At 67.2% G+C, this 21980-nt stretch carries 19 protein-coding genes; 7 read left to right on the top strand and 12 right to left on the bottom strand.

From position 1 onward, the window contains the following. Positions 1 to 84: 84 nt before the first annotated feature. From IU452_RS30570 to IU452_RS30525, 10 genes are all read right to left on the bottom strand, one after another. Positions 85 to 1365, bottom strand: coding sequence for a helix-turn-helix domain-containing protein (locus IU452_RS30570; protein ID WP_195112680.1), 1281 nt, complete (start codon positions 1363 to 1365; stop codon positions 85 to 87). A 192-nt stretch (positions 1366 to 1557) separates the two neighbouring features. Next, complete coding sequence (locus tag IU452_RS30565; protein WP_195112679.1) at positions 1558 to 2262, bottom strand: class I SAM-dependent methyltransferase; 705 nt, start codon at positions 2260 to 2262, stop codon at positions 1558 to 1560. Between the two features lie 81 nt (positions 2263 to 2343). Beyond that, on the bottom strand, positions 2344 to 2988 hold the full coding sequence (locus tag IU452_RS30560; RefSeq protein ID WP_195112678.1) for a response regulator transcription factor: 645 nt from the start codon (positions 2986 to 2988) through the stop codon (positions 2344 to 2346). Next, positions 2976 to 3977, bottom strand: coding sequence for a sensor histidine kinase (locus IU452_RS30555; protein WP_195112677.1), 1002 nt, complete (start codon positions 3975 to 3977; stop codon positions 2976 to 2978). The genes IU452_RS30560 and IU452_RS30555 overlap by 13 nt, the downstream gene beginning before the upstream one ends. Positions 3978 to 4010: 33 nt before the next feature. Beyond that, positions 4011 to 4931, bottom strand: coding sequence for a CPBP family intramembrane glutamic endopeptidase (locus IU452_RS30550; RefSeq protein ID WP_195112676.1), 921 nt, complete (start codon positions 4929 to 4931; stop codon positions 4011 to 4013). A gap of 99 nt (positions 4932 to 5030) precedes the next feature. Next, complete coding sequence (locus tag IU452_RS30545) at positions 5031 to 5678, bottom strand: DUF998 domain-containing protein (protein WP_195112675.1); 648 nt, start codon at positions 5676 to 5678, stop codon at positions 5031 to 5033. Positions 5679 to 5748: 70 nt separating this feature from the next. Then, positions 5749 to 6561, bottom strand: a complete 813-nt coding sequence (locus tag IU452_RS30540) for a metalloregulator ArsR/SmtB family transcription factor (RefSeq protein WP_324192916.1) — start codon at positions 6559 to 6561, stop codon at positions 5749 to 5751. Positions 6562 to 6646: 85 nt separating this feature from the next. After that, positions 6647 to 8143 carry a carboxylesterase/lipase family protein gene (locus IU452_RS30535; protein WP_195112673.1) on the bottom strand — a complete coding sequence of 499 codons (1497 nt, stop codon included), beginning with the start codon at positions 8141 to 8143 and terminating at the stop codon, positions 6647 to 6649. Positions 8144 to 8213: 70 nt separating this feature from the next. Beyond that, positions 8214 to 8960, bottom strand: coding sequence for a 3-hydroxybutyrate dehydrogenase (locus tag IU452_RS30530; RefSeq protein ID WP_195112672.1), 747 nt, complete (start codon positions 8958 to 8960; stop codon positions 8214 to 8216). Next, positions 8957 to 10339, bottom strand: coding sequence for an MFS transporter (locus tag IU452_RS30525; protein WP_228819044.1), 1383 nt, complete (start codon positions 10337 to 10339; stop codon positions 8957 to 8959). The genes IU452_RS30530 and IU452_RS30525 overlap by 4 nt, the downstream gene beginning before the upstream one ends. A 101-nt stretch (positions 10340 to 10440) precedes the next feature. Here IU452_RS30525 and IU452_RS30520 point away from each other — a divergent pair, with 101 nt between their 5' ends. Both IU452_RS30520 and IU452_RS30515 read left to right on the top strand, forming a co-directional pair. Beyond that, positions 10441 to 11403, top strand: coding sequence for a LysR family transcriptional regulator (locus IU452_RS30520; RefSeq protein ID WP_195112671.1), 963 nt, complete (start codon positions 10441 to 10443; stop codon positions 11401 to 11403). Between the two features lie 207 nt (positions 11404 to 11610). After that, a complete protein-coding gene (locus IU452_RS30515) occupies positions 11611 to 12660 on the top strand; it encodes an alpha/beta hydrolase (protein ID WP_195112670.1) in 1050 nt (349 codons plus the stop codon). On the opposite strand, the gene IU452_RS30510 is transcribed toward IU452_RS30515, so the two are convergent. Both IU452_RS30510 and IU452_RS30505 read right to left on the bottom strand, forming a co-directional pair. Further along, the gene (locus IU452_RS30510) at positions 12657 to 13880 is read right to left on the bottom strand and encodes a cytochrome P450 family protein (RefSeq protein ID WP_195112669.1); all 1224 of its coding nucleotides are present in this window, start codon (positions 13878 to 13880) and stop codon (positions 12657 to 12659) included. The two genes, IU452_RS30515 and IU452_RS30510, sit on opposite strands and share 4 nt — an antisense overlap. Positions 13881 to 14030: 150 nt before the next feature. Beyond that, the gene (locus IU452_RS30505; RefSeq protein WP_195112668.1) at positions 14031 to 14633 is read right to left on the bottom strand and encodes a TetR family transcriptional regulator; all 603 of its coding nucleotides are present in this window, start codon (positions 14631 to 14633) and stop codon (positions 14031 to 14033) included. A 136-nt stretch (positions 14634 to 14769) separates the two neighbouring features. Between IU452_RS30505 and IU452_RS30500 the strand changes: the two genes are divergently transcribed. The 5 genes from IU452_RS30500 (at position 14770) to IU452_RS30485 (ending at position 21954) form a co-directional block, all read left to right on the top strand. After that, entirely contained in the window at positions 14770 to 15969 is a 1200-nt protein-coding gene (locus tag IU452_RS30500; protein ID WP_324192913.1) for an FAD-dependent oxidoreductase, read from the top strand. Positions 15970 to 16097: 128 nt separating this feature from the next. Further along, positions 16098 to 17486, top strand: coding sequence for a hypothetical protein (locus tag IU452_RS38615; protein ID WP_228819043.1), 1389 nt, complete (start codon positions 16098 to 16100; stop codon positions 17484 to 17486). Between the two features lie 83 nt (positions 17487 to 17569). Beyond that, the gene (locus tag IU452_RS38610) at positions 17570 to 18379 is read left to right on the top strand and encodes a tryptophan 2,3-dioxygenase (RefSeq protein ID WP_324192912.1); all 810 of its coding nucleotides are present in this window, start codon (positions 17570 to 17572) and stop codon (positions 18377 to 18379) included. A 116-nt stretch (positions 18380 to 18495) separates the two neighbouring features. After that, on the top strand, positions 18496 to 20175 hold the full coding sequence (locus tag IU452_RS30490) for an MDR family MFS transporter (RefSeq protein WP_195112666.1): 1680 nt from the start codon (positions 18496 to 18498) through the stop codon (positions 20173 to 20175). Between the two features lie 240 nt (positions 20176 to 20415). After that, entirely contained in the window at positions 20416 to 21954 is a 1539-nt protein-coding gene (locus tag IU452_RS30485) for an acyl-CoA carboxylase subunit beta (RefSeq protein ID WP_195112665.1), read from the top strand. The last annotated feature ends 26 nt before the right edge of the window (positions 21955 to 21980 follow it).

Raw genomic sequence — 21980 nt, 5'->3', positions numbered from 1 at the left:
ACGAGCAATACGCCACCACCTCGGCGTCGAACCCATCGATCCGCCCAGGACCGACGATTGATCCTCTAGCAGAATGCTTCTCGGCTACGAGCGAGCGCCCGAACCTACCCCCAGCAGCTCACGCACCGCGCGGACCTCACTGCTGATGGCGTTTGCAGGCTTGACGCTGTCGAGAATTTGGAAGGCGCGGCGCGGTATCTGACCGATCCGATACTCCGACGGCGTACGGTCCCACACCTCGGCGATTATCCGACAGGCCCGATCCAGCTCCCCCTCCACGACTTTAGCGACGGCCTCATCCAGATGCAGCGCCAATCGCCCGACCGGGTCCTGCCGGCTGAACGGCAGCTCGAGAGCCCGTGTCCGCAGGACCTCGGCGTCGGATGTCGCGCCGAGCGCGGTCAAGGAGACGGACTGGTGCCAGCGCAGAAAGTATTCGATGATGTGGCACCCGTCGGCTACCGTCTCGGTTTCGGGGAGCACTGCGTACAGCCGATCGGCCTCGCGTACGGCTGCCAAAGTCTCTCGGCGGCAGGCCATCCTGGCTTGTACGCCCGCCTCGGCCAGGTAGCCGAACACCGCCGCGGCGTTCGGACGGCTACCTCCAGCCGATTGGGCCATGCGCGCGGCCGCGAGGGCGGAATCGAGGAACCGACCGTACCAGGCGCATGAAGTGCAGATATGTCCCGCGATCCACGCCTCTACGCCAACGTCATCTGCCAATTGGCTGGCACGGCGAGCGATACCGAACCATTCGAGGGAATCGTCCAGGCCCGCCACGTCGATGATCCGGATGCCGATGAACCCAGCGTTCTTGGCAAACAGGCGATACAGCCGCCGCCGGATATCCGCCGACCGGACCGACATCAGGCACGCCTTGATTCGAGCCAGATCCGCCATGCGCATCGGGACGAACTCTGTCGGCGCAGCGGTATACAGTACATATCCGGCGCGTTCGGTGAGTTCTTCGAGGTGGTCGAGATACGCCACCGCGGCCTTACCGATCGTCGCGGGATTCGACGGTGCCCTGCGATCTACGGTCTCCTCACAGCCGAACTGCGGGATCGCCCACGAGTCGGAGTAGTCGTGCCCGAAACCGAGCCTGTCGGGCCGGGTACGGTACAGAACGCACAATGCATCGAGATAACGCGACGAGGGCACGTCTCGGCCATTCTCCCACCGCGAGAGTTGCTGGTGCGCTAGCCCTTCGGACGGCACTCCACGGGACCGCAGAATCTCCTTCAGCTGATCGGCCGCACCCACCAGGGTGTATCCGCGGACGATGCGACGCGCGCGCAGCAGCGAAACACCACAGTGCCGGTGGACGGCAAACGCCGCATCACCCTCGGAACCACCTGCTGCCATGATGTTTCGCCCCAAGCGGCGTCCGCAGGAACTGTGATGCCGACCGTCCCCCATCATGTTGACCTTCCCAGCACACCCGCGGATCGATCACGACCGCCAGGTTCACCCGTCGTCCTATCAACTCGACGCTAACGCCAGCCCCACCGCAGGACGATCACACCGCCTCACTTTTCAAGCACCACGTGCACACGATTACAGGTCGGGTATCAAGCCCGTTCGGAGTGGCTTTTGTGCCTTCAGGGCCAGTACCGTCGGGGTCGGGGTGCCGCCTTCGATGAAATTGGCGAGGGTCAGGTCGTTCTCGATGAATGTTCGGAGTAGTTGCGGTAGTGGTAGGTGGGAGGCGCCCACCTTGGCACGGAGTCCTTGGTTCGTCCAGGATGTTGTGGTCCAGTGCTGGTTGGTGTAGCCGGGGCGGATGATGATGGCCTCAGGATTGCTGCGGTCGGCGAAACCGCCGCAGAAGCACGGGTGTACACCGATGTGCACGACGCTGCCTCCCGGGCGGAGCACGCGTGCGACCTCGGCCATCACCGAGGCATAGTCCGGCATGTCGGTGTGGACCATGATCGCCACGGCCACGGGCACGCTCGCATCGCGGATCGGCAGGGCGGTGGCGTCCGCCTGGGCGACGGGGAGGCGGTTCGCTGCGAACCGCAGCATTCGCCCGGACAGATCGACGCCTACGGGTTCCCACCCGAGTCGGCGTATCTGTTCGGCGAAAATCCCGGTGCCACAGCCGATGTCCAGACACGGCCCGGATCCCTCCCCCAACAGCACGTCGAGTGCATTCCGGATACCCAGCGGATCGGTGTCCGCTCCGCCTTGTGCCCGCTGACCGGCGAGAAATGTGTGCTCGTACCACTCGGCGATTTCGTCGTACGCGGCCTGCCTCATGGACCGATGAGATCACCAGTCCACCACTGATTTCCATCCCTTCGGCCATCAGCGAAACCCATCGCGAGATCGGGGAGGCCGTCAGGAATTGAGGTAGGCGAGGACTGCCAGGACTCGGCGGTGGCCGCTGTCGGTGGTGGAGAGGTCGAGTTTGGTGAAGATGTTGCCTATGTGTTTGGCGACGGCGCCCTCGGTGACGACCAGTAGGGCGGCGATGGTGGTGTTGTCGTGGCCCTCGGCCATCAGTGCCAGTACCTCGCGCTCGCGGCGTGTCAAGGCGTCCAAGGGGTCTCGGGATCTGCGGTGGACCAGTAGTTGGGAGATCACCTCCGGGTCCATGGCGGTGCCGCCGGCAGCCACCCGGCGCAGGGCGTCGAGAAATTGGTCGACCTTTCCGACCCGCTCCTTGAGCAGGTAACCGACGCCGCCCGCGCCGTCGGCGAGCAGTTCGGTGGCGTAGCTGCTCTCGACATAGGACGACAGCACCAGCACCGGCAGGCCCGGATGCAGTGTCCGCGCCTGCACGGCGGCGCGCAGGCCGTCGTCGGTGAAGGTCGGTGGCAGCCGGACGTCCACGACCACGGCATCCGGCCGCTCGGCAGTCACCGCGGCGAGAAAGTCCGGCGCGTTGTCGGTGGCCGCCACCACCTCGATGCCCGCGGTGCCGAGCAGCAACACCATTCCCTCGCGCAGCAGCGCATCGTCCTCGGCGATCACGACCCGCATGGCAACTCCACCCGCACCACGGTAGGCCCGCCGGGCGGGCTGGTCAGCTCCATCTCGCCGTCGAAAGCCTCGACGCGCCGCCGGATTCCGGCGAGCCCTCCCTCCGGGTGCTCGGTCGCGCCACCCACACCGTCATCGCGGAGGACGATCGACAGCGCGCGATCCGAGCCGGTGACAGCGAGTGAAATATGGTCAGCGGCCGAATGTTTGGTCGCATTGGCGAGCGCCTCGGCAATCACGAAGTAGGCTGCCGCCTCCACCGCCGCGGGGCGGCGTCCGACATTGTGCAGATCGACCGTGCACGGAATCGGGCAGCGGGCGGCCAGCGCCGAGACCGCGCCCTCCAGACCGCGATCCGACAGCACGGGCGGATAAATACTGCGCACGACCTGCCGGAGTTCGGCCAGCGCCGTCGTCGCGGGCGACAGCAGCCTTCTCGCCGTCAGCACCTGCAGGCGGGCCAACCGCGGGAGTTGTACTGCCAAGGCGCCCACGGCAATGGCGATCAGCACATTCAGGGCGGCCCGCGGCCACGAGTTCACCGCGAAGCCGTTGTTGGAGATCGCCCCGGCCGGAATGTGCTGCCACAGTAGCGAAGTCACCAGCTTGTAAACCGCATCGATAGGCAGCCCGACGGCTACGGCCGCCGCGACCACACCGGTCACGGCGTGCAGGATGAGCCAGCCCGTGTCGCGACGCGTCGCCGGATCGGTCAGCATGGTCACGACCCGGCGCCGCAGCGATCCCGTCGACGGCCGATACGCCTCGACGATCGGCTCCCCCAATTCCCGCCCGGCCCGCCGTCGCTCGAATCCGGCCAGCGCCCGGATCAGCCGTATCGCCTCGGGCACGGCCGGGACACCCACCCCGATCAGACACAGCGCCGCCACCACCGGCAACCCGCACACCACGAGAATCGCCAGCATCGAGGTGACACCACCGATGAGCAGATACCGGATGGCGGACAAGAGTCGTCGGAAACAGTTCATCGGCAAGAATTCTCGGTCGGCAGGCGATCCAGATCAGCGGCGGTGCCGACCCACGGGCTGGACCAGGCGCGATACGTCGAGGCGACCGGTTGCCGCCAGCACCGCCACCACGGTACCCATCACGATCCACCCGGGCCAGCCGGTCATGCCGACCCGCAGGGGGTCGATGGGCGTCTCCGAATCGGACAGGAGAAAGATCAGGCCGATCGAGGCTCCGCTGCTGGCCGAGTGGGCCAGCACCGCGGGCCAGACCGAGTCCGAGCGCATGCGCAGCCACGCGAAGATCGGCAGTATCAGGGTGGTGCTGACGAGGAACGCGCCGATCGATGTCAGCAGGGAGTGACCGGGGTACTGACCGCCCATGATGAGCGTGGGCAGGTGCCACAGCGCGAAGATCGCGGCGGTGAGCGTCAGCGCTCTCGCCGAGCCGAGCGGGGCCAGCCGGGGAAGCAGATACCCCTGCCAGCCGAGTTCCTCACCGAAGAACATCGGCAGCCAGATGATCAGATTGACCAGCTGCACACCGGCCCACGCGGCGAGATTCGCCGACGTCAGGCGCGCGAGGTCCGGCTGATAGGTCCCGGCGACTGTCGCAATGCCCAACGACGCGAGCTGAAGCAGCAGCGGTACGGCCAGCGCGAGCAGGCCATGGCGCAGCGACCGCCCGATCGGGCGCGGCCGGACCAGCCCGATGGCGGCGCGAATACTCTCCGGGCGGTGAACCCATCGCAACACGATCAACCCGGCCAAGGCGGGGGTCAGCATGGTGACGGCGATGGAGCCTTGAACGAACGGCGTCGTATCCGCGGTGGCCTGCGTCCGATGAAAACCGCTGAGCAGCAACGGAAACAAGGCCAACCATGCCCCCGCATACGCGAGAAGGACGAACAGCCCAACAGCGCGCCAAGCCACCCGGGAGCCGGCCCCCGCACTCTTCGAAGTATCGGTCGTCATGCCTCTCGACGCTAGGATTGCGCAACCGCCGAAACGATGACGCAGACTGCCGAACCCGGGGTATAGCCGGCTCCACCATGCCCCCGGGGCCTAGCACGATCAGTGTTGTTCCTGGAGTACCCGCAGGCAGGCCGCGGAGGCCCAGGTCCAGATGGCGATGCCGCCGATGAGCATGAGGCGGTAGTCGTGCAGCGGGAATGCGGCGAAACCGAGCACGAGGTAGGCGAGGACGGCGGTGAAACTGTATGCCGCCCAACGGATCCCGTAGTTGCGGGCGAAGACGAGCGCGGCCGCGATCAGCGACAGGCCCATGGCCACCGGTGCGAGGTTGTGCAGCAGGCCGTGCCGGCTGACCTCGGTCACACCGTCCGGAGTGCCGGGCGGGTAGCCGTCGGCGGGATCGGCAGGGAAGATTCCTGCCCAAATCAGGCTGGCGCCGTAGACACCCAGCAGGGTCGTGACCCACGTGCGGGCCCGGCCGAGTGGAAGGGCACGCCGCAGGCCGATCACACCGGCGACGACGAGAACTCCGCTGAGCAGGAAATTGGCGGTCTGGACCCAGCCGTGCTCGCCGAGCGCCAACAGGCTGAGCGGGTGGCGGCGCGCATCGAATCCGTATCTGGTCATCGCCTGGACGATGATCGTCGCGCTGAACAGCGGCCCGGCCGCGATACCGCAGGCCAGAAGCAGTCGAACCGTGGGGAAGGTGAAGACGGTGCCCGGCACGGGAGTGGAACGGGTGGACATGGAGATTCCTGAGGTGTGAAGAATGGTCACCCACACCGGATTTCGCGGTGTGGGTGACCGTGGAGGTGGGTCAGCCGTAGAGGGAGTGGCCGGTTTCGAGCAGGCTCTTCAGGTCGCTCAGGGTCTGGTTCCAGCCGCCGCCGGCGCCCGGGATCTCACCGGCACACTGGGCGGCGGTCTGCGGGGCGCCGGTCACATCATGGGTGACGGTCAGGATGGAGACGCCGTTGCCCTCGTCCTCGATCTCGTAGGTCAGGCGCGTGTAGTCCTCGCCGAAGAACAAGGCCCGCCAGGTCTGCACCAACCGCCGCGGCGGATCGGATTCGAGAACCTCGCCGTCGATCACGACGTCGTCGGCGCCGTGCTGCTTCATCTCTGCACTGGCCAGTGCCCGGAATGCACCGCCGGGACGGAGGTCGTACTCGACGGCCCCCTGGTACCCGAATTTCACGGTCCACTCCGGGCGGGTGATCGCGTCCCAGATCTGCTGCGGGGCGGCCTTGATGTAGACCCGATAGACCTGAACGGTCCGCTCGGCGGTCTCGGAACCGACGTCGGATGTCGTCATCGCTTGCTCCAGTTCATATTTCAGATCGACGAGCGCCGCGACGGGTCGCTCGGTGAATTTGTCGATCCACCGGTCGTGGATCAGCCGGATCGGAACCGGGTTGAGAAAGTGCAGCTTCTCCCGCCCCGAGCGGCGTGCGACCACGAGCCCGGCGTCCTCGAGAACCCGCAGATGTTTGGCAACACCGAAGCGGGTCATCTCCAACTGCGCCTCCAACTCCCCCAGCGTGCGGCCCTCCCGCGCGAACAGCAGATCGAGCAGAAACCGACGGCTGGGATCGGCGAGCGCCTTGAACACTAGGTCGTCGTCGGTCACGCAGAAAAAATATGTGACCAAATGGTCACGTGTCAAGCCCGAACCGAGCCTTCGTGCACAGCGATGAAAATCGTGAAACGGCCGGTTACTTGCGCGCCCACCACTGGTGCAGAGCGCGCAGTTCGTCACCGCGCGGATCGGACACATCGGTCGACTGCGGGAAATCGAAGGTGTGGACGAGCCGGGTGGCGGGCTCGAAGCGCGGCCAACCCGGATCACCGTTGGTGCCGAAACCGACCCAGGCGCCGTGGGTTTCGTCGGCCAGCCGCTGCGGCGGAGTGGGGCCGGTCAGGGTGTGCGCGTGATCGATCTGATCGAACACGAACGGCACCTCGAGGACGTGGCAGGCGCGCAGGTTGTCGACGCCCGAATGCCAAGCGAATTCGTAAGCGAAGGTCGGAACACCGGCCGCCGCGGTGGCCTCGGCGATCCGCATGACGTCGTAGCGGAACACCAGATCGGTGACGAGTGCCGCGAAGACATCGGCGGCCGAGGCACCGGGCCGGTGGGCGGAGTAGAGCTCGGCGAGCGATATGTCGAGCCCGTAGCGCGACAGCACGATCGGCAGGGTGTCGTCGGTGATCGCATCGGCGATACCGGTCGGAAAGGTGAAGAACCGGAAGTCGTCGGCGGTCCAGCCGACGATCAGGGGAACCGACGAACCGGGCTGGGTGACAAGGGCTTCGGTAGGCGCGATCGGAACCACATCGTCGTCCAGCACCGGATAGAAACTCATGATGCCGAGCCCGTTGGTGATCACCGACGCACCCCAGCGCTCCGGATCCGGATTCGTCATCACCTGCAGGGCGATCGCATTCTGGCCGTCCAGTAGCTGTTTCGCCCCGAGGCCGCCGAAAGCCTCGGCGGTCGGCTCGATCCCGAGTTCGTCGGCCAGCCTCCCGGCCAGCACGCGGGCGTCGGCGGCGGAGGCCACCGCGGAACCGTTGGCGCTCTGCACGATTGCCCGCCGGAACAGTCCCCGGGGGCGCGGCGACGCCACCAAGGCGACCACGCTCATTCCCCCGGCGGACTCCCCGAAGATGGTCACATTGCCGGGGTCGCCGCCGAAGGCCGCGACGTTGTCCTGCACCCACCGCAGCGCGAAGATCTGGTCGTGCAGCCCGCGATTGAGCGGCGCCCCCGGCACCGCGGCGAAGCCCGACGCCCCGAGCCGGTAGTTGATCGACACCACCACCACGCCGTCGCGGGCGAAAGCGCTGCCGTCGTAGATCTTTCGCGCATTGGAGCCGCGGACGAACGCCCCGCCGTGAATCCACACCATGACCGGAAGCCCCGCGCCACCCGGCTCGGGGGTCCACACGTTCACGTTCAGGTATTCGTCGCCCGGAATACCGTCGCTGCCGAGGAGCGCGTGGATCGGCGCCGGATACGGTGCCTGCACGCAGGTGGCGCCGTACTCGGTGGCGTCGCGGATTCCGGCCCAGTCCGGCACCGGCTTCGGCAGCTCCCACCGGGCCGGGCCCACCGGGGCCGCCGCATAGGGGATGCCGAGGAAGGTGCTCACCCCGTCCCGGGTGATCCCCCGCACCTTGCCGCCAGTGACGGACACGATCGCTTCCATGTGAACTCCTCTGTTCCCTCAGACCCGCGGGCGCCTCCCATCATCCCGCCCCGCCCGGCCGCTGTCGCCCCTACCGCGCGGTCCAGCCGCCGTCCATGACGTACGACGAGCCGGTCACCATGGCCGCGCTGTCGGAGACCAGCCAAGCGACCAGCGACGCCACCTCGTCCGGCTCGATGAGACGTTTGACGGCACTCTCGGTGAGCAGGACCTGCTCCAGCACCTGCTGTTCGGCAATGCCGTGGGCCCTTGCCTGATCGGCGATCTGCTTGTCCACCAAGGGAGTTCGGACATAGCCGGGATTGACGCAGTTACTGGTGACTCCGTGCGGAGCGCCCTCGAGCGCCGTCACCTTCGACAGGCCCTCCAGGGCGTGTTTGGCGGTCACGTAGGCGGCCTTGTACTGCGAGGCACGCAGCCCGTGCACCGAGGAGATATTCACGATCCGCCCGAATCCCCGCTCGTACATATGCGGCAGCGCCGCGCGCACCAGCAGGAACGGCGCCTCGACCATGAGTGCGAGCATGGCCCGGAACTGCTCGGGCGGGAAGCTCTCGAGGGGACTGATGGCCTGCACGCCCGCGTTGTTGACCAGGATGTCCACCTCGAGCCGCAGCTCTTCCAGGGCGGTCACCTCGAGCAGATCCACCGCCCAGGCCCGCCCACCGATCTCGTGCGCCATGGCCTTCGCCGCGACACCGTCGATATCGGCGACGGTGACCATCGCCCCGCGAGCAGCCAACTCCCGAGCGCACGCCGCGCCGATACCACTCGCCCCGCCGGTGACCACTGCCGAACGCCCGCTCAGATCTTTCACCGCGCACCCACCTCGACCGTGCCGGTCCGCCCGGACATATCGGCGCGGTCCACAGCCGCCAGCTCCAGACCCCGAGTCTCGCGGGCGAACCCGACGGCGACGAGTGTGACCGCCGCGGCCGCGGCCAGATACCACGCGATCGGCACCGCGGACCCGAACGAATCGAGCAGCCGCACCGCGATGATCGGCGCCAGCGACCCCGCCACGATCGAGGTCACCTGATAGCCCAGCGACACACCGGAATACCGCATCCGGGTCGGGAACATCTCGGCCATGATCGCCGGTTGCGGCGCATACATGAACGCGTGGAACACCAGGCCGATGACGATGGCGGCCAGGATGACCGCATTGTGTTTGCTGTCCATCATCGGAAAGGCGAAGAAGCCCCACGTCGCCGCCGCCACCGTGCCCATCAGATACACCGGACGCCGGCCGATGCGATCGCTCAGCCGACCCGCCAGCGGGATGACCACGAAATGCACCGCGTGCGCGATGAGCAGCCACCACAGGATCGTCGAGGTGTCCACCTTCACGTGCACCTTCAGATAGGTGATGGAGAAGGTGACCACCAGGTAGTACATGATGTTCTCCGCGAAGCGCAGCCCCATCGCGGTGAAAACCCCTCGCGGATAACGCTTCAGCACCTCGACCACGCTGAACGAGGCCGCCTCGAGCTGCTCGACCTCGCGCTGCGCCGCGACGAAGATCGGCGCATCGGTGACCTTGGTCCGCACGTAGTAGCCGACCAGAACGACGACCGCCGACAGCCAGAACGCCACCCGCCAGCCCCATCCGAGGAACGACTCGTCCGACAGCGTGGAGGTCAGCACCAGCAGGACCAGCGTGGCGAGCAGATTGCCCATCGGGACACCCGCCTGCGGCCAGCTCGCCCAGAATGCCCGGTCGCGGCTGGGACTGTGCTCGGCCACCAGCAGCACCGCCCCACCCCATTCACCGCCGACCGCGAATCCCTGGATGAACCGCAGGATCACCAGCATCGCGGGCGCCCAGTAGCCCACCTGCTGGAATGTCGGCAGACAGCCCATGGCGAAGGTCGCGGCACCCACCAGCAGCAGACTGAACTGCAGCAGCTTCTTGCGGCCGTACTTGTCGCCGAAGTGCCCGAACACCACACCGCCCAGCGGCCGGGCCGCGAAACCCACCGCGTAGGTGACGAAGGCAGCGAGGATGGCGTCGAGGTCGCTCGTCCCCTTCGCGAAGAACACCTTGCTGAACACCAGGGTGGCCGCGGTGCCGTAGAGGAAGAACTCGTACCACTCCACGACCGTGCCGGCCATCGAGGCCGCCACCACCCTGCGTAACCCGGTCGGCGCCATCGCGACACCGCTGCCGCCCAGTACTGCCTTGCGCGCCCTCATCGAACTGCTCCTTCATGACCTGGGCCACATCCACAGGTTTCTGTGATGGCCAACACATTCCGCGGTCAGAACGAGTATTGGTGCAGATTTCGATGCCCGCAATGCCCAGATCTGCAGGGCATATCTGCGAGAATGCAGACGTGAACGCCCCGCCGGGCCCGCAGCGCCGCCCGAGTGCGGACGATCTGCTGGTACTGCTCGCGGTCGGCCGCTCGGGCCGATTCGTCTCGGCCGCCGAGGAACTCGGCATCAACCACACCACCATCTCCCGGCGCATCGCCACCCTCGAACAGGCCCTGGGCGGGCGGGTGCTGACCAGGGTGACCGGCGGCTGGGAACTCACCGATCTGGGCCGGGAGGCGCTGGCCGCGGCCGAGGCCGTGGAGTCGGCGGTCCGGTCGTTGAGCGCGGAGGCCGACGGCACGCGGATTCTCGAAGGCGTGGTGCGGATTTCGGCCACCGACGGTTTCAGTGCCTATATCGCCGCGCCCTCGGCCGCGCGCGTGCAGCGCCGCCACCCACGCATCGCCGTCGAGATCGTCGCCGCCACCCGCCGCGCCTCGGTCCAGCGGTCCGGCGTGGATCTCGAGGTGGTGGTCGGCGAGCCGAAAGTTCTTCGCGCGCAGGCAATGCGGCTGGGCGACTACTGCCTGGGCCTGTACGGCTCGCGAGACTATCTGGCCGAGCGCGGAATTCCCGGCACGATCGAGGAGCTGGCGAATCATCCGCTGGTCTATTTCATCGAATCCATGCTGCAGGTCGACGATCTGGATCTGGCCTCGAATTTCGCACCCATGATGCGCGAATCCGTCTCGTCCACCAATGTTTTCGTCCACGTCGAGGCCACCCGCGCCGCCGCCGGGCTGGGCCTGCTGCCGTGCTTCATGGCCGATCGCCACGCCGATCTGGTGCGCGTGCTACCCGAGCGGGTGGCCGTGCGGCTGACCTATTGGCTGGTGGCGCGGGCCGAGACGCTGCGCCGCCCGGAGGTGGCCACGGTCGTGGACGCCATACAGACCACGGTCCACAAGCAGAGCGACGCCCTGCTGGGCATTCGCCGCTAACCATTCGCCCCATTTATCACACCAGCTCATATGGGCAGTGCTGCACATCACAGTATTTTGGGCAAATTTTCGGCAACACATATGGACCGTTGACCGATACCCATCGCGAGCGCAGCACCTCGTGCGCTCGTGCGCGACCCGCCGATGAGGGCGGGTCCCGCACTGCCCTGCGGCCCGTGGCGGCCGCTCGAGCGAAAGGTCCACATCATGCGATCGGTGCGCGGTTCGGTGAAATCGAGCTCGTGGTTGCGGCGGTCGGTCCTGGGCATCGCGGTGGCGATGCTGGCACCGCTGGGCATCTCGGTGATCGGTTCCGGGGCGACGGCCTCGGCGGCCCTCAGCCCCGCGGGATTCGACTTCTGGGTCGACTCCGCCTCGATGGGCCCGGTCAAGACCCGCATCGTGCGTGCGGCCGACGGCAACACCAACAGGGTCGTCTACGCCCTCGACGGGATGCGCGCCGGTCAGGATCTCAACGGCTGGGAGATCGAGACCAACGTCGCCGACGTGCTGGCCTCCTGGAACATCAATGTGGTGATGCCGGTCGGCGGGCAGTCCAGCTTCTATGCCGACTGGAATGCGCCCAGCTCGTTCTTCGGCGTCCCGGCCGGGGCGATCGGATCGTCGAGCGGTTCCGGCGCCACCGCGGCCTTCGCGGGCGGACCGGGTAAGAGCTACCGCTACGACTGGGAAACCTTCCTCACCCAGGATCTGCGCACCGCGCTGCGGGACCGGCTCGGATTCCGCGCCGACCGCAACGGGGTGTTCGGCCTGTCGATGGGCGGCAGCGCGGCGCTGACCCTGGCGGCCTACCATCCCGATCAGTTCAGCTTCGCGGGCTCGTATTCCGGCTACCTCAATATCTCCGCACCCGGTATGCGCGAGGCGATTCGCGCGGCCATGGTCGACGCCGGCGGCTACAACGTGGATTCGATGGCCCCGCCGTGGGGTCCGCAGTGGCTGCGCATGGACCCGTTCGTCTTCGCGCCGCAGCTGATCGCCAACAACACCCGCCTGTGGGTCTCGGCCGCCAGCGGTCTGCCCAGTGCCGGCGACGGTCCCACCGTGAACACCGCCAACGGTATGGCCTTGGAGGCATTGGCTTTGGCCAACACGCGCGCCTTCCAGGCCCGCATGCTCAGCCTCGGCGGCGGCAATGCCGTCTACGACTTCCCCGCATACGGCATCCACGCCTGGAATACCTGGCAGGACGAGGCATACCGGATGATTCCCGACCTGTCGGCGAATATCGGCTAGCGCCACCGCACCGGCAGCTCGGTCATCCCGCGAATGAGGAGGCTGGGCTGCCAGTGCGGTGTGAACGCCGGATCGGCCAGGGCGAGATCCGGAAAGCGGTGCAGCAGTGCGGCGAACGCGATGTGCGCCTCGAGGCGGGCCAGCGGCGCGCCCACACAGAAGTGGATGCCGTGCCCGAATGCCAGATGTCCGCTGGCGTCGGCGGTGATGTCGAGCCGTTCCGGCTCCGGGTGGCGGGCGGGGTCGTGATTGGCGGCAGTCAACACGACGTAGACGAGTTGCCCTTCGGGAATGTCGATGTCGCCGATCCGGACCGGTTCACCGGTGTAGCGCAGAGTGGCCCAGCCGACCGGGCCGTCGTAGCGCAGGAACTGCTCCACCGCCTCGGGTATCCGGGCCGGATCCTCGCGCAGGGCATGCCATTGTGCCTTGTCGCGCAGCAGCGCGTAGGTGCCGTTGCCGATCAGGTTCACCGTCGTCTCGTGCCCGGCAACCAGCAGCAGGAACGCCATCGACACCAGTTCCTCGGCGGCGAGCTGGTCGCCGCCGTCGCTCACCTGAACCAGTCCGGACAGCAGGTCCTCACCCGGCCGGATCCGCTTGGCCGCCACCAGTTCTCGCAGATACTCCGACATTTCGACGGAGGCGGTGTTGCGTTCCTCGAAACCGCCGACCGCGCCGACGAGCACCTTGCTCCACGCCTGAAAGGCGGCACGGTCGGCGAACGGCACACCCAGCAGTTCGCAGATCACCATCACCGGCAGCGGCGTGGCGAACGCCTCCAGCAGATCTACCTCGTCGTGCCGGGCCATCTCGTCGAGCAGCCCGCCGGTGATCTCCTCGATACGCGGGCGCAGGGCCGCCACCCGGCGCGGGGTGAAGGCCTTGGTGACCAGCTTGCGCAGCCGGGTGTGATCGGGCGGGTCGCTGTTGAGCATGTGTGCCGACAGCGCCTCGGCGGCCGGATTCAGGTCCGTGTCGGGATGCGCGCGACGGAATATCTCGTAGAACCCGGCCGCGCTCTTGCACAGTCGAGGATCGGCCAGTGCGGCACGGGCCTCGGCGTAGCCGATGATCACCCAGGCGCCGAACTCCTGACCGCGGAACCGAACCCGGTGCACCGGCCCGCTCTCGCGCCAGCGCCGATAGTACTTGTGTGGATCGTCGTAGATATCCTTGTCGACCACTACGGCCCGGTCCACGGCCTCGGCATCGACCATGCTGCACTCCCCTTCGAGCTGTCGACCAGCGCGCCCGCTGATGTCGCCACGCTACCGAAACCCTTGGCGGTCAGCTGTATCCGCAGCTAGGGAACGTCAACGAGTACCCGCGGACAGGGAACGTCAACGAGTATCCGCAGACAGGGAATGTCAATGCCGCGGAGCGGCCACCGTGAACCCGTCGGACATCGCCGTGACCGTGCGCCGAATCCGGCCCGGCACATCCGATTCGGCGGTGGCGGTGAGCGCGATGTGGTGCACCACGCCGACGAACGCCTGGGCGAGCAGTTCCGGATCGGCCGTCGCAGCAACACGTCCGAGCCGCTGTTCGGCGAAAAGATAGGCCGCGGCCGCGCTTTCGACCGCCTCCAGGCCCGCGGTGCTGTCGCCGAGCACCGCGCGGACGCGGTCGATCAGGTCCGGGCGGGCGACCAGCAGCCGGGTCGAGGCCATCACCGTCACCGGCGGGACCGCCGACACGGCCTCGCACAGATTCGCCACGACCCCACCGGTGCCCGCCCGGTCGGGCAGCGTCGCCGCACGAGCCGAGATGACGAAGGCTCGATCGACGGCATACTGCGCCAGGAATTCGTCCAGGTCGGTGAAGTGGGCGTACAGCAGCCCCGTGGCGACACCCGCCTCGGCGGTGACGGCTCGTCCGCTCAGCTTGCCCGGCCCGTCCCGCACGATCAGCCGCTCGGTGACGGCGAACAGTTGCTGCCTGATCTCGGGAATGGCAACACCTCGGGGCACGGCGTCCAGTGTATGCGCCGGTCAGCGGCGATCGGACAGCGGCTTGACCGAAGTTTGAACACATGCTCATACTCTTCTCGAGCACATGCTCAAACCCGTGCAGCACCTCGAACCACACCAGTGTCAGGAGCGGACAGTGAACGATCCGGAGCAGACCACACGACCCGACGGCACCCGGGACCGCCGAGTGGTGATCGCCGGTGCCGGGATCGCCGGATTGTCCGCCGCCCTGCGGCTGCGGCGAGCCGGATGGGAGGTCCTGGTGGTCGAGCGCGCACCCGGCAGGCGCAGCGGTGGCTATCTGGTGAACCTGAGCGGCTTCGGCTACGATGCCGCGCGACGGCTCGGCCTGCTTCCGGAGCTGACCGCGTGCGATATCGGCTGGTTCACCAGCATTCTCGTGCACGCCGACGGCCGGGAGAAGTTCACGGTGCCGACCGAACTCGCCCGGGCCGTCGTGGGGTCGCGCATGCTGTCGGTGTTCCGCGGCGACGTCGAAACCGCGCTGTACGAGGCGGTTCGCCAGACGGTAACCATCCGCTTCGGCACCACCGTGCGCGCCGCATCCCAGTATCCGAACGGCGTGCGAATCACGTTGAGCGACGGCAGTTCCGTCGAGGCCGACATGCTGATCGGCGCGGACGGTCTGCATTCGCGCGTGCGCGAGTTGATATTCGGCCCCGGCCATCGGGTGGACCTGGGCCACATCGTGACCGCATTTCCCCTGTCGCGAGTGCCCGGCGAGGTGCCGGAGGGCGCGGGCACGACCTTCATCGGCCCGGGCCGCACCGCCGCGGTGATCAATGTGGGACCACGGCGATCCTCGGCCTTCTTCACCTACCGCACCGGCAACCCGGCGGCGGAGCTGTCGCAGGGGCCGGTGTCGGCGCTGCGAGCCACCTTCGCCGATCTGGGCGGCGGCGTGCCGGAGGCGCTGTGCCAACTCGAATCCGACCCGGAAGCAGCGTATTTCGATGCGGTGAGCCAGGTCGTCCTGCCGCGATGGAGCGACGACCGCATCGTGCTGCTCGGCGACGCGGCGTGGTGCGTCACCCCGTTCGCCGGATACGGCGTCGGCCTCGCACTGTTCGGCGCCGACCTGCTGGGGACGCTGCTCGAGGAACACGGGGACGACGTCGCGGCCGCCGCGGCGCACTGGGAGCAGACGCTGCGCCCCATGGTGGGCAAGCGACAGGCGTTGGCGCGCAAGGGAGCCGCCCGATTCGCCCCGCCCACGCGGCTGCACGTGTGGCTGAGCGAGATGACGATGCGGGCCATGGCCGTGCCCGGCGTCCGCGGTGCCATCCGGCGGTCGATCGAGCGGGAGAATGCGTGACAAACATGTCTTGACGCAATGTTGATGTGGCTACTATCACGGCATCCACCCGAGTCCATGCGCTGTACATTTGCTGTACCCGCGCTATTTGCCGTACCAGCTACCGCCTCCCTCCCCGAGGAGAGCCCATGGCTCGGATCGCCCCGGTGTATGTGAACCTCACCGATAGCGCATTTCTGCGGCTCCACCACGGCCTCGGAATGCCCATCGTCACCCAGACCCTGACGGTTCTCGGCCGGCGCCTGGGCACCGATCAGCTTCAGTCGATGCACGCCCTGCTGGCCTCGGGGCCGTTGGCGCGCCGCGTGCACCGGCCGCTGGTGCCCTTCGCCCGCCGCCGGTGGGTGCCCGCCGAAAGCGCGCTGCCCTTGGCCGTGGAGTCCGATCCGATCCCCGACTCCGACGCTCTGACGTGGGCAAATGCCCAAGCGCAGCGTCCGCTCGACCCCGACGCGGGGCACGGGTGGCGACTGTCGGCGGTGCCCACCCGCACCGGTGGGATGGTGGTCTGCCTGACCAAATCGCATGCCGTCGCCGACGGCCACGCGGGATTGATGGCCGAGGCGGGCCTGGTCCAACCGGAACTGGTCAACCTCGACGGGCTCACGGCCACCGTCGGCTTCCGCGACGAACTGGCCGACGGCCTGCGGCGCGGTCTCCGCGTTGCGCGGCAAGCCCTTTCGGAAGCTTCGCGAGCCGCCCGGGATCCCCGGCACCGAGCCGCCCTGTGCGCGGCGGTGTCGTCCCGCGACTCCGAGCCCGCCCCGGATCCGCACGGGTGGCGGGAACGCTCGGTCGTGCTCACTCTCGATGCGGCGCACTGGAAGTCGGTGGCCGAGCGCGGTGGCGGGACGGCCAATACGCTGTTTCTCGCGCTGACCGCCGACGTGTTGCGCTACTGCCCCCTCATCGATGCCATTCCCCCGGTGCTCACCACCGCCGTGCGCATATTGAACGAGGCGGACCAGAACGATTCGAATTCGTTCACCCGCGTGCCGATCGTGGTGCAGCGCGAATGGCTGGACCACCACGACCTGCGGCCGCTGCGGACGACGAGCAAGGCGGCGTTCGCGGCGGCCGCCGGTGTCGGTGGCGGCATGTTCTCCCAGCCCCGGAAGATGCCGCCCGATCTGCTCGACGTCCTGCCCGAGCGAGTGGTCCACCGGCTGCCCGAGATGCCGCCGATCACCGTCGGAATGTGTTCGAACATGGGACTTCTCGACCCGTTCGTCGCTCCCGCGCTGCGTGCGGCCGCCCCGTCGCTGCACGTGAAGCGCGCGGTGCTGCAGGGCCTCGACGCTCCCCGCGCGGCGCGGCAGCCCGTGGCGCTGGCCACCTGGTTGACCGAGTACGACGGACGAATCCATTGGATCCTGGAGGGCTACAAGCCCGAAATGGCCGAGTCCGCCGCGGAATTGGCGCGCCTGGCGGCAGCGGTAGCCGGATCCTGGGGCCTGCGCCCACTGCAGATACACAGCAGCGGCGACCACGGCGCATACCTACCCATCACGGCCTGAGGCTGGGCGGACCGACCATCAGCATCGCGAAACAATGGCCGAAATGCGCCCGGTCCGCGCCGGATACCGCGCATGATGCTCAGGTGACGCCTTCGTTGAATACCGACAACCGTTCCCCCGCGCTGACCTACGGGGCATATCTGGCGTTGGACGAGGTGCTCGCCGCGCAGCGCCCGCGCTCGGACGAGCACGACGAGATGCTGTTCATCGTCATCCACCAGGTCTACGAGCTGTGGTTCAAACAGCTGCTGCACGAACTGGCGCATCTGCAACAGCGCCTGGAGGGCGGTGACACCCCGCATGCCCTGCACACGCTGCGCCGGGCACTGACCATCCTCAAGGTCGTGGTGGCGCAGATCGATGTGCTGGAAACCATGACCCCGCGCCAGTTCACCAGTTTCCGCGACCGGCTCGACGCCGCAAGCGGATTCCAGTCCGCACAGTTCCGCGAACTGGAGGTCGTCCTCGGCCGCCGCGACGACCGCGCCTTCGCGCACTATCCGGACGGCAGCCCCGGCCGCGAACGCATCCTTGCCGCCATGGCGCGGCCGTCGCTGTACGACTCGTTCCTGCGCTACCTGGCCACCCAGGGCTATCCGGTGCCCACCGAAACCCTGAATCGCGATGTGCGACAACCGATCGAGGCCACACCTCGAGTGCAGCAGGTGTTGCTCACCGTCTACACCGACGACGGCGCCGCCGCACAGGTGGCCGAACGCCTCGTCGATCTGGACGAGGGACTGCAGGAATGGCGCTACCGGCACGTCATGATGGTGCGGCGCACCATCGGTGACAAGCCCGGCACCGGCGGCTCCTCGGGCGCGGATTATCTGCGCGGCACGCTGTTCCGGCCCGTATTCGCCGACCTGTGGGCCATCCGCAGCCACCTGTGATGCGGCGAGGTATTTCCCGGACAAATCTGTGACCACCATCACCGTAGTGTCCCGACGTGCACGTGGTTATCGTGAATCAACCCGTGCTTCGCACCTCCTATTCGAGGGGTTTGCCGATGTCGGTACCTACAACCACATCCGCAGGGTTCACCCACCGACAGATCCTCGCAATTATGGGCGGTCTGGTTCTCGGAATGCTCATGGCGGCCCTGGACCAGACCATCACCGCGACGTCGGTCCGAACAATTGCCGACGACCTGGGCGGCTATTCCGCCCAGGCCTGGGTTACGACGGCGTATTTGATTACGGCGACATTGACGATGCCGCTGTACGGAAAATTGTCCGATATGCACGGACGCCGTCCCTATCTGCTCGCCGCCATCGTGATATTCGTCGCCGGATCGCTGCTGTGCACGGTGGCGCAGTCGATTACGACGCTGGCCGTCTTTCGCGCCCTGCAAGGCGTCGGCGCGGGCGGCCTGACCGCGCTGGCCTCGGCCGTCCTGGGCGATATCGTCAGCCCGCGCGAACGCGCCCGCTATCAGGGACACTTCCTGGCCACCTGGGCCGCCGCCAGCGTGATCGGCCCGGTACTCGGCGGCGTCCTGGCCGCACAGCACAGCATTCTCGGCATCACCGGATGGCGGTGGGTGTTCCTCATCAACGTCCCGATCGGCCTGCTCGCGCTCGCGGTGGTGTATCGGGTCGTCCGCCTGCCCGCCCAGCAGCGCATCGACGCTTCGGTCGACTGGCTGGGGACCGCTGCCTTCGCGATCGGCCTGACACCCCTGCTGGTGGTGGCCGAACAGGGACGCACCTGGGGATGGACCAGCCCGTTGGCACTGACCTGCTACACGGTCAGCGTCTTCGGGATACTCGCCTTCATCGCCGTGGAGGCCAGATCCGGCGATGCGGCGTTGCTGCCGCTGCGGCTGTTCCGCAATTCCACCTTCGCACTCGGCGTCGCGATCGCCCTGATCGTCGGCGCCGCGCTGTTCGGCGGCATCATTCTGGTGCCGCAGTATCTGCAGGTGGTGCGCGGTACGAGCCCGGCGGTGGCCGGTGTGCAGCTGCTGCCACTGGTCGGCGGGCTGATGATCGGATCGATCCTGTCCAACCGGCTGATCATGCGCACCGGCCACTATCGGGCGTTCCCGATCGTCGGCTGCGCGGCGGTGGTCGCCGGGCTGTTCCTGTTCCATTACCTGACACCGGATACACCGCTGTGGCAGACCATGACATTCATGGCTATCACGGGATTCGGCCTCGGAAATCTTTTGCAGCCCATCACCTTGGCCATGCAGAACGCCGCCGAACCGCGCGATATGGGCACCGCCACCGCGGCGTCCTCGTTCTTCCGCCAGATCGGCGGCACGCTGGGTGTGGCCATGCTGCTGTCGCTGCTGTTCGGTGTGCTGCCGTCGAATATCGACGATTCGCTCGAGGCCGCATCGTCGCACCCGGCCTTCCGACAGGCCATGGCGACCGCCCTGCACAGCGGCGACACCACCGACGGCGAGTTCGCGCGCGGGGTGATCCACCACGATCGGGGCACGATCGAGCACGTCCTCGACGACAGCTCGGTAATTCAGCGGCTGAACCCCACGCTGGCCGCCCCGTTGAAGTCCGGCTTCACCGACTCCATGTCGACGGTCTTCCTGGCCGCCTCCGGCACGGCACTGCTCGCACTGATTCTGGTGCTGTTCTGGAAGGAGATGCCGCTGCGGAACGAATCGGCGGCAGACTCTGCCGACGATGTTGCGACAAAACGTGCATATCGCGAGATTGCACCGTAGTAATTCCTTGCAGGCGTTGCGAGATTACCTATTTTTCAATACATAGCTGTGGTAACTATCACTGCTACCCGGATTGCCGAACCGCTGGGTTGCTGTAGATTTACTCCATCACTCCCTCAACGTTGTGGGACATGCAGTACGAAATCTCGATGCCGAATTTGATTCCACAGGCTTTCGCTATGGAACACAGCAGGTTTCACGAGGAGTGCTGATGGCTCTGATGGCGCCGAGGCGGTCGGCATGACCACCGCCGAGAAATTGGTCGAGCTGCGCAAACGGCTGGACGCCGCCGCCGAACCGGCCGGTGAGGTCGGCATCCGCAAGCGGGCGGCGAAAGGTATTCCGAGCGCGCGCCGGCGCATCGACATGCTGCTGGATCCCGGTTCGTTCATCGAAATCGGCGCGCTGGTCAAACATCCCGGCAATCCGGACGCACTCTACAGCGACGGCGTCGTCACCGGGCGCGGCCTGATCGACGGCCGCCCCGTCGTGGTCGTCGCCCACGATCAGACCGTGCACGGCGGCAGCGTCGGCGAGATGTTCGGCCGCAAGGTGGCCTGGGCCGCCGAACTGGCCTACCGGGTCGGCTGCCCGATGATCACGATCAACGATTCCGGCGGCGCCCGCATCCAGGACGCGGTGACCTCGCTGTCCTGGTATGCGCGGATGGCACGGTGCGCCGCGCCGCTGTCGGGGCTGGTGCCGCGGATCTCGGTGATGCTGGGCAAATGCGCGGCGGGCGCGGTGTACTCCCCGATCAACTCCGATGTCCTGGTGGCGACGAAGAGTTCGTATATGTTCGTCAGCGGTCCGGACGTCATCCGCGACGCCACCGGCGAAGAGGTGAGCATCGACGAACTCGGCGGCGCCGAGAGTCAGGCCGAGTACGGCAACCTGCATCACATCGCCGAGGACGAACAGGACGCCTTCGACTGGGTCCGGTCGTATCTGTCCTATTTTCCGTCCACCTGCACCGAGAACGCGCCGCTGGTCAATCCCGGACTGGAACCGGAGATTACCGACGCCGACCGGGAACTCGACACGATCATTCCGGATTCGGACAATGCGGCCTACGACATGTACGAGGTGCTGCTGCGCATCTTCGACGACGGCGAATTCCACGAGGTCGGTGAGCCCCGCGCCCGCAACCTCATCACCGGATTCGCCCGGGTCGACGGGCGCCCGGTCGGTGTGATCGCCAATCAGCCGCTGGTGCTGGCCGGTGCCATCGACGCCCGCTGCTCGGACAAGGCCGCCCACTTCATCCAGGTCTGCGACGCGTTCGACATCCCGCTGGTCTTCGTCGTCGACACCCCCGGCGTCCTGCCCGGTGTCGAGGAGGAGAAGATCGGCGTGATCAAACGCGGCGGCCGCTTCTTCTACGCGGTCGGCTCCGCCACCGTGCCGATCGTCACCGTCATCATTCGCAAGGCCTACGGCGGGGCCTATGCGGTCATGGGCTGCAAACAGCTCGGCGGAGACGTCAATCTGGCCTGGCCCACCGCGCGAATCGCGGTGATGGGTGCCGAAAGCGCGGTCGGCATCATCGGCCGCAAGCAGATCGCGGCGGCCGGGGAGAACGCGCCCGCGGTGCGGCAGCAGATGATCGACTTCTACAACGCCACGATTGCCACCCCGTGGGTCGCCGCCGAACGCGGATACATCGACGCGGTCATCGAACCGTCCACCACCCGACTGCAACTGCGGCACGCGCTGACGCTGCTGCGGGACAAGGAAGCTCCGCCCAATCCGCGCAAGCGCTCGATCTTGCCGCTCTGACCTCTCTGCGACAGCGTCGTCGCCGG

Source organism: Nocardia transvalensis, assembly GCF_015477765.1.
GTDB classification, from domain to species: Bacteria; Actinomycetota; Actinomycetes; order Mycobacteriales; family Mycobacteriaceae; genus Nocardia; species Nocardia transvalensis_A.
Note: the sequence above shows the minus strand (reverse complement) of the source record. Positions and strands in the feature narration are given on the sequence as shown.